Origin of the sequence: Streptosporangium canum (assembly GCF_900113865.1) — a bacterium.
Lineage (GTDB): Bacteria > Actinomycetota > Actinomycetes > Streptosporangiales > Streptosporangiaceae > Streptosporangium > Streptosporangium canum.
The window spans coordinates 25,215-40,024 of the sequence record NZ_FOQY01000036.1 but is presented as its reverse complement, the minus strand read 5'-3'; the positions used below and the strand labels follow the sequence as shown (position 1 = coordinate 40,024).

Annotated in this window: 15 protein-coding genes; 2 read left to right on the top strand and 13 right to left on the bottom strand. The window is 73.5% G+C overall.

Features of this window, described 5'->3' with window-relative positions; all coding sequences use genetic code 11:
- Window positions 1-9 precede the first annotated feature (9 nt).
- The 11 genes from BM085_RS35250 to BM085_RS35200 all read right to left on the bottom strand — a co-directional run bounded on the left by BM085_RS35250 (window position 10) and on the right by BM085_RS35200 (window position 11,074).
- Window positions 10-1,491 (bottom strand): class I adenylate-forming enzyme family protein, encoded by a 1,482-nt coding sequence (locus BM085_RS35250; RefSeq protein WP_093891127.1) that lies wholly within the window; start codon window positions 1,489-1,491, stop codon window positions 10-12.
- 66 nt (window positions 1,492-1,557) lie between these two features.
- Window positions 1,558-2,514 (bottom strand): hydroxymethylglutaryl-CoA lyase, encoded by a 957-nt coding sequence (locus tag BM085_RS35245; protein WP_093891126.1) that lies wholly within the window; start codon window positions 2,512-2,514, stop codon window positions 1,558-1,560.
- 72 nt (window positions 2,515-2,586) lie between these two features.
- Window positions 2,587-3,543, bottom strand: a complete 957-nt coding sequence (locus tag BM085_RS35240; RefSeq protein ID WP_093891125.1) for a poly(ethylene terephthalate) hydrolase family protein — start codon at window positions 3,541-3,543, stop codon at window positions 2,587-2,589.
- 45 nt (window positions 3,544-3,588) lie between these two features.
- Entirely contained in the window at window positions 3,589-4,332 is a 744-nt protein-coding gene (locus BM085_RS35235; protein ID WP_093891124.1) for a maleate cis-trans isomerase family protein, read from the bottom strand.
- Complete coding sequence (locus BM085_RS35230) at window positions 4,329-4,955, bottom strand: hypothetical protein (RefSeq protein ID WP_093891123.1); 627 nt, start codon at window positions 4,953-4,955, stop codon at window positions 4,329-4,331. Before BM085_RS35230 ends, BM085_RS35235 begins: the two co-directional genes overlap by 4 nt.
- Window positions 4,952-5,716, bottom strand: a complete 765-nt coding sequence (locus BM085_RS35225) for an SDR family oxidoreductase (RefSeq protein WP_093891122.1) — start codon at window positions 5,714-5,716, stop codon at window positions 4,952-4,954. Before BM085_RS35225 ends, BM085_RS35230 begins: the two co-directional genes overlap by 4 nt.
- On the bottom strand, window positions 5,707-6,627 hold the full coding sequence (locus tag BM085_RS35220) for a hypothetical protein (protein WP_093891121.1): 921 nt from the start codon (window positions 6,625-6,627) through the stop codon (window positions 5,707-5,709). The genes BM085_RS35225 and BM085_RS35220 overlap by 10 nt, the downstream gene beginning before the upstream one ends.
- A gap of 50 nt (window positions 6,628-6,677) precedes the next feature.
- Window positions 6,678-7,394, bottom strand: a complete 717-nt coding sequence (locus BM085_RS35215) for a hypothetical protein (protein ID WP_093891120.1) — start codon at window positions 7,392-7,394, stop codon at window positions 6,678-6,680.
- Window positions 7,369-8,511, bottom strand: a complete 1,143-nt coding sequence (locus BM085_RS35210; RefSeq protein WP_093891119.1) for an aromatic ring-hydroxylating dioxygenase subunit alpha — start codon at window positions 8,509-8,511, stop codon at window positions 7,369-7,371. Before BM085_RS35210 ends, BM085_RS35215 begins: the two co-directional genes overlap by 26 nt.
- Before the next feature lie 131 nt (window positions 8,512-8,642).
- Window positions 8,643-9,443, bottom strand: coding sequence for an oxidoreductase (locus BM085_RS35205; RefSeq protein WP_093891118.1), 801 nt, complete (start codon window positions 9,441-9,443; stop codon window positions 8,643-8,645).
- Window positions 9,440-11,074, bottom strand: a complete 1,635-nt coding sequence (locus BM085_RS35200; protein WP_093891117.1) for a nitrilase-related carbon-nitrogen hydrolase — start codon at window positions 11,072-11,074, stop codon at window positions 9,440-9,442. Before BM085_RS35200 ends, BM085_RS35205 begins: the two co-directional genes overlap by 4 nt.
- Window positions 11,075-11,157: 83 nt before the next feature.
- Here BM085_RS35200 and BM085_RS35195 point away from each other — a divergent pair, with 83 nt between their 5' ends.
- Window positions 11,158-11,439: a Dabb family protein gene (locus BM085_RS35195; RefSeq protein ID WP_093891116.1), complete on the top strand. Its 282-nt coding sequence runs from the start codon at window positions 11,158-11,160 to the stop codon at window positions 11,437-11,439.
- Window positions 11,436-12,023 carry a hypothetical protein gene (locus BM085_RS35190; RefSeq protein ID WP_093891115.1) on the top strand — a complete coding sequence of 196 codons (588 nt, stop codon included), beginning with the start codon at window positions 11,436-11,438 and terminating at the stop codon, window positions 12,021-12,023. Before BM085_RS35195 ends, BM085_RS35190 begins: the two co-directional genes overlap by 4 nt.
- A 3-nt stretch (window positions 12,024-12,026) precedes the next feature.
- On the opposite strand, the gene BM085_RS35185 is transcribed toward BM085_RS35190, so the two are convergent.
- Together BM085_RS35185 and BM085_RS35180 are read right to left on the bottom strand one after the other, a co-directional pair.
- Window positions 12,027-13,508: an aldehyde dehydrogenase family protein gene (locus BM085_RS35185; RefSeq protein WP_093891114.1), complete on the bottom strand. Its 1,482-nt coding sequence runs from the start codon at window positions 13,506-13,508 to the stop codon at window positions 12,027-12,029.
- 46 nt (window positions 13,509-13,554) lie between these two features.
- Window positions 13,555-14,793: an FAD-dependent oxidoreductase gene (locus BM085_RS35180; protein ID WP_093891113.1), complete on the bottom strand. Its 1,239-nt coding sequence runs from the start codon at window positions 14,791-14,793 to the stop codon at window positions 13,555-13,557.
- Window positions 14,794-14,810: the final 17 nt, after the last annotated feature.

Genomic DNA, 14,810 nt, shown 5'->3' with positions numbered 1-14,810 from the left:
CGGCCCTCCTTAGTGTGTGTCGCGCAGCTCGCGCTTGAGGATCTTGCCTGCGGCGTTGCGGGGCAGCGCGGGGACGAACTCCACCCGCCGGGGGAGCTTGGGCCCGGCCAGCCGGGCGCGGCAGTGCGCGGCCAGGGCCTCGGCGTCGACCGACGCGCCGGGCAGGACGACCACGAACGCCGTCACCCTCTCGCCCCACCGCTCGTCGGGCAGGCCCACGACGGCGGTCTCGGCGACGCCGGGGAAGGCGGCGACGACCTCCTCGACCTCGCGGGGGGCGATGTTGACCCCGCCCGAGACGATCATGTCCTTCTTGCGGTCGACGATGTAGAGGTACCCCTCCTCGTCGCGTTCGGCGATGTCGCCGCTGGTGAGGAAGCCGTCGGGGGTGGTGCAGGCGGCGGTGGCCGCGGGGTCGTCCAGGTAGCCGTTCATCAGGTACGGCGAGCGGCTGAACAGCTCGCCCCGCCGCGCCGGGTTCCCCTCGTCGTCGACGACCCTGACCTCGGTCATGAACCAGGGGTGCCCGACCGAGCCGATCCCGCGCCGGGCGTCGGCCGGGCGGCAGGTGCTGACGATCCCCGCCTCGGTCGAGCCGTACAGCTCGTGCACGCCGACGCCGGGGAACGCCTCCAGCACCCACTCCTTCAACGGCCCCGGCAGCGCGGCGGCGTTGAAGTAGAGCGTGTCGAGCGAGGACAGGTCGTGTCTCCCCAGCCCGGCCGCGCGCAGCATGTGGGCGTGCGTGGGAACGAGGAAGACCGATTGGGCGCGCTCCCGCTCGATCATCGCCAGCAGCCGCTCGGGATCCCAGGACCGCAGCATCGCGACCGTGCCGCCGGTGTGGACCGGGGCGTAGCCGAAGGCGAACCCGGCGCCGTGGTACATCGGCGCGACCGCGATCGTGCGGCGGCCCAGGCCGAGACCCCACTCCAGGGCGGCGGCGTAGAACGTGAGCGAGCGCGACCGGTGGCTGATCACCACCCCTTTGGGCCTGCCGGTGGTGCCCGAGGTGTAGGCCACGCAGAACGGCTCCCGTTCGTCCGTCTCGATCCGGGGGTCGGCGGACCGCGCCGCGGCCAGCGCCGCCTCGTAGGACGGCCCGAGCCGGGCGCCGCCCACGGACAGGACCGTGCCGGGCAGCTCGACGCCGTCGACCGCGGGGGCCAGCGCGTCGTCCAGGACGAGGGCCCGGCTGCCGGAGTGGCCCAGCACGTAGGCGGCCTCGCCGGGGGTGAGGCGGGGGTTGAGCGGCACCATGGCCAGCCCCGCCTTGGCGATGCCGCAGGCGATCTCGGGATACTCCATCCGGTTGCCGAGCAGCAGCGCCACCCGCTCGCCCGGCCGCAGCCCGGCGGTCAGCAGGGCGTTCGCCAGCCGGTTCGAGCGGTCGTCCAGAGCCCGGTAGGTCAACGTGCGGTCGCCGTCGATCACGGCGGGCGCCCCGGGGGAGGCTGCGGCGAATCCGCGGATCCCGTCCGCGATGTGCATCGGCCCTCCTGTTGCGGGTGAGGAAATGCCGTTCCGATGAGGTGAGGCGTGTCGCGCGAGCCGCCGTCAGCCGAGGGGCCGTCCGGGCGCCGTCCGCGCGGTGGTGGTCGGAGGGCAGAGGCTGGGCCTCGGGGGGAAGTCGCCCGCCCTGCCGAGCAGGGCGGGCAGCGGGGCGCCGAGCCGTTCGCCGATGTACGCGGCCGCGGACAACAGCAGGTCGAGGTCGACGCCGGTGTCCACACCCGAGCGGCGCAGCGCGTAGGAGAGGTCCTCGGTGGCGATGTTGCCGGTCGCGGCGGGGGCGAACGGGCAGCCGCCGATCCCGCCGCCGCTGGCGTCGAGCGCGGTGGCGCCCTCCTCGACGGCGGTCAGCGCGTTGGCGTAGCCGGTGTTGCGGGTGTTGTGGAAGTGGAAGCGCAGCGGCAGGCCGGTGACCTCGCGCACGGCTCCGGTCAGGCGCCGCACGTCGGCGGGGACGCCCACGCCGATCGTGTCGGCGAGGGCGATCTCGTCGGCCCCCGAGTCCGCGCACCGCCGCACCATCTCGGCGACGTGGCCGGGTGGCACCTCGCCCTCGAAGGGGCAGCCGAAGCTCGCCCCGACGGTCGCGGTGACGCGCAGTCCGGCCGCGTGGGCGCGCCCGGCGACGGCGCCGAACGAGTCCAGTGCCTCGGCGACCGTCATGCCCTGGTTGCGCAGGGAGAAGGTCTCCGTGGCGACGACCGTGACGTTGACCTCGTCCACTCCCGCGTGGAGGGCGCGGTCCAGGCCGCGCGCGTTGACGATCAGGCCGATGTAGCTGAGCCCGTCGCGGCGTGGCACACGGGCCATCACCTGCTCGGCGTCGGCCATCTGGGGGACCAGGCGGGGGTGGACGAAGCTGACCGCCTCGATGCGGGTGAGGCCGGCGGCCGCCAGCGCCTCGATGTAGGCCACCTTGGCGTCGGTGCCGATCGGAACGGACTCGTTCTGCAGCCCGTCCCTCGGCCCCACCTCGACGATGTGCGCGTTCGCAGAAGACATGTCTCAGAAGTGTATGCAATGAGCCCATGATTATCGATGGAGGTCGGGAATTTCGCCGGTGAATGTATACAACTAGCGCTGGGAGATCACGGTGACGTCGTCGTCGGAGGCGTCGCCGAAACCGTAGACGTAGGCCGCGGCCAGCGGGTCGCCGAGGGAGGCGCGCAGGAACAGCGCGCTCCACCTGGCGGACGCGTCGATGCTCTTGTCCTGCGGCAGGGTCTGCGGCGAGGGGTCGGGCAGTGCCCCGGGCGGGGTCTGGGTGCCGGTGAGGCCGTAGTGGTTGGCTCCGGTCAGCGTGACGAACGCCTTGGGAGCCGAGCCGAGGCCGTCGTAGGTCGCCCGTGCCGTGGCGGGCGGGTTGATCCCGTCCAGGCCTCCCTGGACGAGGGCGACGGGCACCCCGCTGTTGTCGATCGGCACGGTCCCGCCGCCGGGCGCCGCGGTGCCGGCCCCGTGGAACACCGCGGCCCGCAGGGACGCGGGGCGCCGGTAGACGGGGCCGAAGCAGAACGGGACCGTGCAGGTGTTGCCGACGGCGAACAGCCCCGCGGCCGCGCCGAAGGAGTGGCCGAGCAGCACCAGCCGGCCGGCGTCCAGCCGCCCGGCGACCGGGGAGCCCTCGCGGGAGTTCTCCGCCTCGGCCCACGCCGCGGCGGTGTTGATCTGGAGCTGCTCGGGGAAGAGCCCGGAGACCGGGCCGACGGCGCGCCGGTGGTCGGGGACGGCCACCGCGAAGCCGAAACCGGCGACGATCCCGGCGAACCTGTCGTAGCTCGCCCCGGGGACGTTGGCGCCCTGCAGCAGCAGGGCGACCGGGACGGACTGGCGGCCCGCCGGGTAGTAGACGGTGGCCGGGTCGTCGCCGATCCGGGTCTCGTACCGGCCGACCCAGCCGGGCGACGTCGCGGCGGGCGCCGCGACGCCGTCGGCGAGAGCCGCCGTGGGCGCCGTCACGGCCCCCGCGGCGAGCGCCACGGCGGCCAGCACGGCACGCAGCCGATAGACGGGTCTGGTCGATGGGGCCATGTTTCCTCCAGGGGGTACCGATCGCGGGAAACGAACCACTGAGAGCTACTGCTCGCGCAGGAGGCGGCCGGCGCCGTACACCTTGTCCTGAATGCCGTTGTCGCGCAGCGCCATCCACCAGGTGGCGGCGTTGATGGCGATGACCGGCTTGCGGAGCCGGCGTTCGGCCTCGTCGGCCAGGCCGACCATGGACAGGTTCGTCCCGCACTGCACGATCGCGTCCACGCCCGCCAGGTCGAGCTCGGCCAGCGCCCCCCGGAGCGTGGACTCGGTGACATGCGCGATCGAGACGGCCGTCGGGCACTTCAGACCTCTGATCGCGACGACGTCGAAGCCGATCTCGGAGAAGAACCGCACCACGTTCTCGTCGCCCACCGGCTGGTAGGGGGTCACCACGCCGATCCTGCGCGCGCCGTACAGGTTCAGGGCCCGCTCGCACGCCTCCGCGCCGGTGGCCACCCGCAGTCCGGTGATGTCGTGGATCTGCTCGACGAACCGCCGGTTGCCCTCGACGCCGCCCCAGAAGGTCTCGGCGGACATGCCCATGACCATGTAGTCCGGCTCGCAGGTCAGCACCCGCTCGCAGGCGGCGCCGATCTCCTCGCGGATCTGGTCGAGCAGCCGTTCCATGCCCTCGTTCCCGGCCATGTTCTGGTCGCGGATGTGGATGCGGCCGAAGTGCGCGGTCACGCCGGGGACGGTCATGCGGTAGAAGTCGGGCTCCACGATCGTGTTCGTGGACGGGGCGATCACGCCGAACTTACGGCGCCAGCCGAGCGCGTCGGTCATGGCGAGACCTCCTGCCGGGTACGGCCCAGCCGGAACGCGGCGACGGCGAACGCCCCCTGGGCGGCGGTGTTGGACAGTTGCTCGACCCACTGCAGCGCGACCGTCTGGTCGGGGCGGGCGGCGAGCGGGCTGAGGACGAAGAAGCCGAGCAGCTGGACGCCGAAGAGCGCGGCGGCGAGCGTGTCGCCGCGCCGCCGGGCGGCCAGGATCAGGTGGACGCCGCTGAGGGTCGCGAAGACCATGGTGCTGACCAGCAGCGGCAACGTGCTCCCGGCCAGTACGGCGCCGCCCGCGCACAGCGCCGGCAGGCCGATGACCAGCGGCGGGATCCAGCCGGGCGCCGAGCCGTCGTGGCGGGCGGTCAGGATCCACGCCAGCAGCCCGAACCCGGCTGTGAGCAGCGGGAACAGCATCAGCTCCAGCCAGGGAAGGTCCGGGCCGCCGAGCGCGACGATGAGCTTCCAGCCGGCCTTGGACAGCCCGCCCGCCCCGATGAGGGCCGCCGCCAGGAGCACGCCGGGCCGGTGCCGGGCGCCGGCGTACCGGCCGAGCAGGCACACGCCCGTCACGGTCAGCACCACGGGGACGAAGTCCTCGGCGGCCAGTGCCACGGGATACGTCACGGGATCACCCGGCGCTTCCCGAAGGGGGCGGCGGCGAAGCGGGCGAACACCTTGCGCCTGGTCAGCCAGCGGACGTGGGCGCCGTTGCGGGTCCGCGACAGCGCCTGTCCGGCCAGCCAGGGAGCCACGGTCCCGACGCGGTCGGCCAGGATGTTGAAGATCCGGGCGGCTCGGGCCAGCTCCTCCGGCGAGTAGTCGTGGACGAGCAGGTCGGTGACCACCATGCCGGGGCTCAGCAGGCCCACGGAGACACCGTCGGGGACCTCCCCGGCCAGGGCGCGGGTGAGGTAGGTGAGCGCCCGCTTGGTCGCGCCGTAGACGGACAGCCCGGGTACGGCGCGGCCGTCGCTGCCGAGCCCCTCCATGTTCCAGACGTGGCCGTGGCCCTGCCCGGCCATCCCGGCCAGGGCGACCGCGCTGCCGTTGAGCACGCCGGTGAGGTTGACGCCGACGACCGTCGCGGTCTCGGCGGCCGGGAGCTCCCACAGCGGCTTGCGCGAGTGGGAGACCCCGGCGTTGTTGATCCAGATGTCGACCTTCCCGAAGCGGTCCACGGCGGCGTCCCAGAGCGCCTGGACCTGGGCCCGGTCGGTGACGTCGGCGACCACCCCGCACACCCGCCCGGCCTCCAGCGCGGCCAGCGCCCCGTCGACGGATTCGGGGCGGCTGCCGCAGAAGGCGACCTGGTGGCCCCGGTCGAGGAACGCCCTGACCAGGCCGAGGCCGAGGCCGCGGGTGCCGCCGGTGACGACTATGACCATCTCAGCACCCCGTGGACGACCGCGGACAGGACGTTGCCCTCGAACAGCTCGTAGGCGACCGCCATGGTCGACCCGGCGGCCATCCCGGGCACAGCGTCGATCATGAACTCCCGGCCTTTGAGCTTCCACACGTCGCGGAAGTGCAGGCTCGGGTGGTTCGCGCGGCCGTACGCCTGCGCGTTGCCCCACGCGTCCGGGCCCTCGTGGAAGGAGCGGAAGCCGTCGCGGCGCACGTCGGCGGTGTAGCGGCGGTCCAGCGCGCCGGACCAGGTCACGTGCCGGCGCGTGCGCAGCAGGTCCAGCGGTTCCAGCTCGACGGTGATCTCGACGGCGCCGCGCGGCTTCTGGTCGGCGCCGAAGACCTCGCAGGAGCCGGAGAAGGCGCCGGGGGTCTTGGTCGGCAGGATGTGCGGCACCGGACCGTTGCCGGTCTCGGCCGCCGGCCAGTCCGCCACCTTGGCGGGGTCGCGGGTGTAGAGGCCGTTGAAGCAGCCCACCACGGCGGGCCCCTGGTAGAGGAGCGAGGAGTAGACCTGGGTCTCGCCGTCGGGCAGGACCTGGTTCCAGGTGTTGAGGTCGACCTGCCAGCCGGGGCCGTAGTAGTGGGCGTCCACGAACGAGCCGTACGGCCGGCCGGTGCCGAAGAAGTCGGGGCCGGTGTAGACCCGGTCGGTGTCGGAGTCGGCCACGCCGAACGCGAAGGGCGCGCCCAGCCGGAACCGGCCGGCCAGCGGGCCGCCGCCCTCCATGCCCCCGTCCATGTAGTAGGTCGTCACGCCGTCCTCGAAGACGGACGAGCGGCGGATGTCCTCGTAGCCCTGCCAGGTGCCGGTGGCGTCGAACAACGAGGGGCGGCCGTGCCACTCTCCGGCGATGCGCCGCTGCCACTCACTGGGCTGTGCCGTACTCATCTGAACCTCCTCAAGCGTGGAGAACCCGGACTTCGGCTGTGGGGAGGAGGTCAGGACAGGAGCTCCCAGCGGATCCGGTCGGTCTGGTCGGCGCCGAGCAGGCGGGTGACCTGGTGCCAGACCGGGTCCACGTCGGGGCTGAACAGGTTGGCGCGGTTGACGGCGTCACGGGCGGCCAGGTCGGTGTCGTCCACGGCGGGAACGCCCCCGCCGAGGAGGGTCAGCCAGTGGTCGAGATAGGCGTCGACGGTCGGGCCGAGCTTCTCGAAGGCGTCCTCGGTCGCCCGGCAGACCAGCATCCAGGGGGACATCATCGCCCGCTGGCGGGGGCCGACCGCCGCGGGGGAGACGCCGTCGATCTCCCAGGCCGCCTCCAGCGCAGGGGTGAGGGGCAGGTGGACGGCGTCCAGGTAGGCCAGGTGGGTGGCCAGTTCCACGCGGGGGATCAGGTCCAGGTGCATCGCGTGGTAGTCGGCCGAGGCGACCGAGTCCAGGGTGAAGTGCGGCACCGCCGACCCCGGCCGGGTGAACGCGAAGATCATGTGACTGTCCAGCCCGATCGCGGGGACCACCAGGCTGACCGTCACCGCCTTCGCCGGTCGCGCGTCGTCCGCGCGCGCCGCCATGGGGGGACGGAAGACGCGGAGCGCGCCGACGGGGACGGGGGACATCGGGCTGGTCAGCTCGGCGTGCGCCGACGAGGACAGGCCGGTGGTGGCGAGCAGGCGGTCAAGGGTGCGCTCACTCAGCGCTGCGGGCAGGCTCATCGATGCTCTCTCCTCGGGATCGGTGGACCCAGGCGCGGGCGAGGTCGGGGTTGTCGCGGCGGGCGGGCGAGGGGATGACGGTGGCCTCGCGACGTGGCGCGTCGCCGGTGACGATGTCGTCGCCGCCGACCCACCAGCCCTGGTCCATGAGCTGCCGGCGGCGGCGCCGGTAGGCGACCTGGAGGGCGTCGCTGCGGATGTGCAGCTCGGCCGAGAGGTCGAAGGGCAGCAGTTCGGGCCGCTGGTTCTCGACGACGGGGCGGTCCTGCTCGAAGATCTTCTCGATGCGTTTGACCGCGTTGCCGTCCGCCCACTTCCCGGTGAAGAAGTTGCGGTAGCCGACGATCTTCACCAGCGTGCGGTTCTGCCCGAGCGGGATGTTGTGGTCGTAGAGGACGAGGTCGCCGAAGGGCAGCCGCACGTGCAGCTTGACGATGTTGGGCAGGTACCAGCCGTTGGAGACCACGACGTGCTCCGCGCGGGGTCCGCGCCGGGCCAGTGCCCCCCACAGGCCCTTCGGCAACGGGGGGCTGAGCAGGATGTCGGCCTCGGCGTGCCAGTCGTCGCCGGTGATCTCGTAGTCGGGGATCTCCGGCCTGTCCGGGTTGCCGAACGCGGTGCCGTGCACGAACGGGGTGTGCGCCGCGTCGACCACGTTCTCCAGCGTGCGCTCGTAGTTGGCGTCGACCGTGGTCTCCCAGTAGACCGCCCGGAACGCCGGGTCCTCGTGCTGGGGGATGTGCGGGATCGGCGGACGCTCCTCCTCGGGCAGGTCGCCGAGGAAGGCCCAGACCATCCCGTACCTCTCGATCACCGGGTAGGCGTCGACCCGTGCCTTGAGGGGGATGCCCCGGCCCGGCGGGTTGGCCGGGATCTTCACGCACCTGCCGTCCGGCTCGTACTCCCAGCCGTGGTAGGGGCAGGCGATGGAGTCGTCGCCGGCCGGCGTGCCCATCGACAGCGCGCCTCCCCGGTGCACGCACAGGTCGGACAGGCACGCGACCCGGCCGTCGCGGCGCCGCCAGATGACGAAGTCCTGCCCGAGGCAGGTGACCTTGCGGGGGCGGCGGCCGACCGCGTGGCCGAACTCCACCGCGTACCAGAAGTTCTTGAGCATGGTCTCCTCCTACCGGCGCCGCGGGCCGGGCGGGCCGTCCGGTACGGCTCGTGCCCGAGTGCCGCCGTACAGATGAGTTCCCAGAAAGGCGATCATCAGTTGCGCCGGCGCCGCCCGCCGCGGCGAGCGGATCACGCGGGTCTCGGCAGCACGCGGTCGCCGCCCCACAGCGCGCGGACCAGCCGATCGGTCAGCTCCTGGCCGAAGTAGCGCACGCCCATCACGTTGGCCGGGTCGCGGTCGGCGATGTTCCTGCGGATCGCCAGGTCGGTCGCGGCCAGTGCCGCCCGGTCCGCCTCCGGCACGGGTTCGGCCTCGTCCACCCAGCGCAGCCAGCGGTCGACCCGCGCGTGGAGCAGCTCGCCGACCAGGTCGACGTTGCGCCGCGCGCGGGGGAAGGAGTAGCAGTAGGCGTTGGGCGACAGGCCGGCGCGGATGAACCCGGCCCGGCTGGTGAACCAGGTGAAGTCCGGGTTCTCCTCCCTGAACCGCAGCCAGTCCGCGTCGAGCGGCGCGTAGTGGCGGTCGTAGTGGTCGCCGCGCTCGACCAGGTTCACCCGGGGGATGTAGTCCTGGTAGAACCATCCTTGCGGCCAGACCAGCAGCGCGATGCCCAGGTGCGGCACGTCGACCTGCGGGCCGAGCCAGACGGTGAGGTGCAGGTTGGCGAAGCTCGCGGCCGGGTCGCCCAGCCAGGAGTGGACCATCCAGTCGACCTCCGGGCCCGAGTAGGTCTCGATCCGGCCGCCCGGCCCGTCGGGGTAGGTGCCGTAGGCGTCGAGCGAGCTGGGATCGGCGGTCAGCTCGAACCGCGCGTCGATCTTGGCTTTGAGGGCGGCGAGCATGTCGCGGAACTGCTCGAACGTCTCGGTGACGTCGACCACCGGTGACCCGTCGAGCATCTGCTCGACGTGCTGGAGTGTTTCCTTCACCTGTCTCCTTCCAGGAGCGCGCCGACGAGCCGCCACGGTCTGCCGTCCACCAGGTCGGTGCCGCGTGAGACGTGCCGGTTGACGGCCTGCGCAGGGTGGACGTCGGCGCACACCACGCGGTCGTCGTTCTTGACCGGGGTGACGATCGGGTGGCTGATGCGGCCGGTGAACGGGCCTTCCCAGGCGGTCCAGAGCGTGAAGTCCCGCGGCGCGGCCAGGATGGCGCCGGCGAGGCCGTCGGGCCCGTCGTGTCCGGCGGCGACGATGTTGAGCCGGTTCTCGGCGGCTCGTTCCAGCAGGCCGGACTGGAGTTCCCAGGGTTCGGACGGGGTGAAGGGCGCCGCGACGACATCGGCGTCGGCCAGCGCCGCCAGCCTGAACGTTTCCGGAAATATCGTGTCATTGCCGACGATGATGGCCAGCCTTCCCCACGGCAGCTCGAAGACCTCCAGCCCGTCCCCGAACACGGTGACCCGCCCCGCCTGCCGCGCCGACGGGTGGAGCTTGCGCTGCCGCCCCAGGACCCCCTCGGCCGAGACCAGCAGCCCGTCGTGCGCCCGGTCGCGGATCTCGCTGAGCACCACGTGCGCGGTGGTCCCGCGTACGGCCCGCGCCGCCTCCCCGGCCGTCACCCCGCACAGCTCGGGCAGCACGATCAGCTCCGCCCCGCTCTCGGCCGTCCGCCTGATCAGCTCCGTCGCGCCTGCGGGCCTCGCGCCCGGCCTGACCACGGCCACGGCCACGCTGCCCGCTCCGGCGGGAGCCGTACGGCCGCGGGGTTCGGCGGCGATCGGCCGGTAGAGGGCGGGGCGGCGGGAGGCCAGCACGTCCGTGCCGTCGGGCCGGACCTTGTCGTCGGCCAGGGCCACGTCGACGTCGGCCACCACGACGGCCTCACCGGTCCGTGGCGCCCTGGCCACGACGGTGCCGTCGGGGGCGACGACCTGGCTCTCACCCGCGCCGTGCAGCCACTCGGGCGGGACGCCGAGCCCGGCGGCGATCAGCTCGATCCTGTCGGCGGGCAGCAGCGGCCCGACCTTGTTGGCGGCGATCACCCACACCCTGTTCTCCGCGGCGCGGACCGGGACATGCAGGCTCGCCTCGTCCACGGCGAAGGAGTTCAGGCTGTTGAGCAGGACCTGCGCGCCGCGCAGCGCCAGCCCGCGGGTGATCTCGCTGATCACGCCCTCCATGCAGGCGTACATGCCGAGCCGGCCGACCGCGGTCGCCACCACCGGGCCCACGGCCGTTCCCGGGTCCAGGTGGTCGTTCTCCGCGCCCATCAGCACCTGCTTGTCGGCCTCGCCGAGCAGCGCGCCGTCCGGTCCGTACAGCAGGGAGGCGCCCGTGACGCGGCCGTCCTCGCGGGCCAGGGTGACGCCGAGCTTGACGTGCGCGCGGTGCCGGGCGGCGCGCCCGGCGACGGCGTTCAGGAACGGGTCTCCGTGGCGGCAGGCCAGGCGGCGCGCGTGCTCACGGCTCTCGTACCAGGACAGGTGGTTGCAGAACTCGGGCAGCACGATCAGCTCGGCCCCCTGCCCGGCGGCGGAGTCGATCATTCGCAGGCAGGTCGCGAGGTTGGCGGTCACATCCAGGCCGGTCGCGAACTGCACCGCGGCGACGCGCACCATGCACGCTCCTGTTACGTCTAGAGAAACAACGTTTCCAAGGATTAGGATCTCGCGAAACCGGAGCAAATGTCTAGGAGGCGATCGTGCTGAACCACGTCGTGCTGATGAAGTTCTCCGATCCCGAGGACGCCCCCGCGGCCAGGGACCTGCTCGAAGGACTGAAGGGCCGGATCGGGCAGATCCGGGAACTCACCGTCGGCCTGGACACCACCGGGTCCGCGCTCTCCTACGACCTGTGCCTGGTCACGGTGCACGAGTCGGCCGACGACCTGCGCGGCTACCAGGACCATCCCGCCCACCTGGAGGTGGCGGACTGGATCCGGCCCCGGCTCGCCGCCAGAGCCGTCGTCGACCACGAGTCGTGATCTCGGCCCTGTACGGCGCGCTCGCCCTGATCCAGGCGGCGCTGGCCGTACGGCTGGCACGATCCGGCCTGTGGATCCCGTCCGCGGTCGCGGTGGGCGTCGCCTACGACTCGGCCGTCGTCGGAGCCGGGCGGCTGATCGGTGAGGGGCCGGGACTCGAGGCGCTCAGCACCGGCCGCTTCGCCGCCCACGCCGTCCTCACCCCGCTGCTCATCGTCCACGCGGCCGTCCTCGTGCGCCGAGGACTCGTCGTTGCGGCGTGGGGCCTGGCGGGCGCGCTGGTCGTCTTCGACGCCGTGGGCCTGGCGGATCTGCGGCTGGAACCCCGGTGGTGGTCGGACACCCTGCGCCACGTCTCCGCGGATCCGTCGGGGCCGCCGATCGCGGCGCTGGTCACCACGGTGATCCTGCTGGCCGCGGGTGTCGCGCTGTGGGTACGGCGGCGCACGCCCTGGCTCTTCCTGGGCGCGGCCGTGCTCCTGGCGACCGCGGGCGCCGCCGTGGCGTGGCCCATCCTGGGAAACGCGGGCGAAGCCGTACTGATCGCCGCCATCGCGGCGACGGGCGGCCGCGACGGCGGATGAGGGTCAGGGCGGGGGCCGGCCGGTCCCGGCGGATCGCGGGGGCTCGTCGTGGACACCGCCGGGATACGCGCCGGGGGCCATGCCGGGGCCGCCGGGGCGGAAGGCGGCCGGGACGTGGACGGCCGCGGACTGGACGTACTCCAGCAGGCCCTCCCGCCCGTACTCGCGGCCGTAGCCGCTGCGCTTGACCCCGCCGAAGGGAGCCCGCAGGGACATGCCGGTGCGGTTGTGGGTGTTGACGAAGACGAATCCGGCGCCGAGCCGCCCCGCCAGCGCGAAGGCCCGCTCCTCGTCGGCGGACCAGACGGAGGCGGCCAGGCCGAGCTCGCCCGCGTCGGCGCGGACCAGGACCTCTTCCTCGGTGTCGTAGGCGAGCAGGGGCACCGCGGGGCCGAACTGCTCCTGCGCCACCAGCGGGGCGTGGTCGTCCAGGCCGGTGACCAGGTGCGGGGTCACGAAGTATCCCGACGCCGGGTCATGCCCGGGAGCGCTCCTCCCCAGCGGCGTCGCCGTGCCGCCCGCCGTGCCGCCCGCCGCGTCCGCCACGAGCGCGCGGATCCGGGCGGCGGCGGCGGCCGAGATGACCGGGCCCATGGTGACCCCCGGGTCGAGGGGGTCGCCGACGACGAGGACGCGTTCCGCCGCCGCGAGGTACGCCTCGGTGAACTCGGCGGTCCGCGCCCGCGGCACGTACAGCCGCTTGGCCGCCATGCAGACCTGCCCGGCGGTGGCGAACGACGCCATGACCAGGCGTTCGTAGTCGGCGTCCGACAGCGCGAAGTCCGGCAGGAACACGGCGGGGTCGTTGCCGCCCAGCTCCAGCACCGCCGGGGTGATCATCGCCCCGGCCGTCGCGGCGATCTCCCGCCCCGCCGCGTCGCCGCCGGTGAAGGCCACCTTGCGGACGAGCGGATGACCGGCCAGCGCCCGGCCGGTCTCCGCGCCGCCGTGGATCACCTGCACGGCGGGCAGCGCGGCCGCCACCTCGGTGATCGTCAGCGGGGCCAGGGGCGACGGCTTGAGCACGGCCGTGTTGCCCGCCGCCAGCGCGGGCCCGAGCTTGAGCATCGCCAGGATGACCGGGGCGTTCCACGGCGTGACGCACCCCACCACCCCGTACGGCTTGCGCCGCACCACCAGCCGCCCGGCGTCGTCGTCGACCTCCGTGGCGGCCAGCACCGCCGGCGCCTCGTCGCAGACCCAGCGCAGGAACGCGACCGCGAAGCCGATCTCGCCGCGCGAGTCGGCCAGCGGCTTGCCCGACTCGCGGGCCAGCAGCGGCGCCAGTTCCTCCAGTCGGCCGGCCACGGTGTCGGCGCCGCGCCGGAGAGCGGCGACGCGTTCCGCGACCGGGAGCCCCGACCAGCCGCGGAAGGCGTCGTCCGCCCGGCGCACCGCCGCGTCCACCGCCGCCGGGTCCGTGACGGGCACGCTCCCGACGATCTCGGCGACGCGCGCCGGGTTCTCCCGGGTGATCAGATCCATGGGGCCCTCCGGTGTTCGCGCGGGACGCGCCGTCCCACCCCGATGGTCACGGGGGTTCGCGCAGAGACGAGATCAGGCAGGTGCGCAGCAGGTGGGCGCGGGTGGCCGCCGGATCGGCGGCCAGGGCACGCAACTCCTCGTGATGGGCCGCGGGGTCGGCGGCCCTCAGCCGCTCCCAGTTCCCGTGACTGATCGGCCGCACATGCGTCAGCGCGACCTCCCGCCGCCGCGCGGCGACCTCGTCGACCGTCCCGCCCGGGAGCGCGGGTTCCTCCCGGCGTGAGGGCCGGTCCTCCCGGCGTCGGTGCGGCGCCGCGGGACGCGGAGCTTCCCGGCCCTGCCGCGCCGCGGGCGGGCGGCCGGTCAGCAGGGCGGTGGCCAGGAGGACCGCGTCGTGGATGCCGCTGTTCATGCCCAGGCCACCGAGCGGATTGTTGACGTGGGCGGCGTCTCCGGCGAGCAGCGTCCGGCCCTGCCGGAAACGGGCGGCGACCCGTTGGTGCACCCGGTAGAGGGACGCGTGGGCGACCCGCCAGTCCCGGCCGGGGTCGGCCACCGCGCGCAGCCGGGCGGGCAGCCGGGCCAGTTCCGCCTCGTCGGGCGTGCCGGGGGGAGTGGGCAGCAGCACCCGCCAGCTGTCCGGGGTGCGGAGCAGCACCAGCCACTCCTCCGGATCGAAGACGTAGTTGATCGGTTCGATGTCCGGCAGCAGGTCCTCCACGTCCTCCTCCGTGGAGGCGACGAGGAAGCGTTCGGGGTAGGTGAGGCCCTCGAACGGGATGCCCAGTGCCCGCCGTACCGCGGAGTGGGCGCCGTCCGCGCCGATCAGCCAGTCACCGGTGAAGGCGTCGCCTCCGGCGGTGGTCGCGACCACTCCGTCCGGGTGGGACCGTACGGACCGCACCTCCCGCCCGAAGACCACCTCCCCGCCGTGCCGCCGCAGATGGCCCAGCAGGATCGGGGTGAGCTTGCTCTGCTCGCACTGCACCCGGAACGGGTAGGGGGTCTCACCGGCGAGCGTGCCCATGTCGAGGGTGGCGATCGGCCCGCCGGATCGGTCGCGGTACTGGAAGGTGCGGGCGACCAGGCCGCGGGCCATGAGCTCGTCCAGCACCGCCAGCCCGGCGAGCATCTCCAGCGTGGGCGGGTGGAAGGTGGAGGCGCGCGACTCGACGGCCAGCCCGGGGCCCGCCTCCAGCACGGTGACCGGCACACCGCCCCGGGCCAGGGTGAGCGCCGCGGTCAACCCCACCGGCCCGGCCCCGGCCACCAGGACGCGCCTCACCGCCGTCCGCCTTCGGC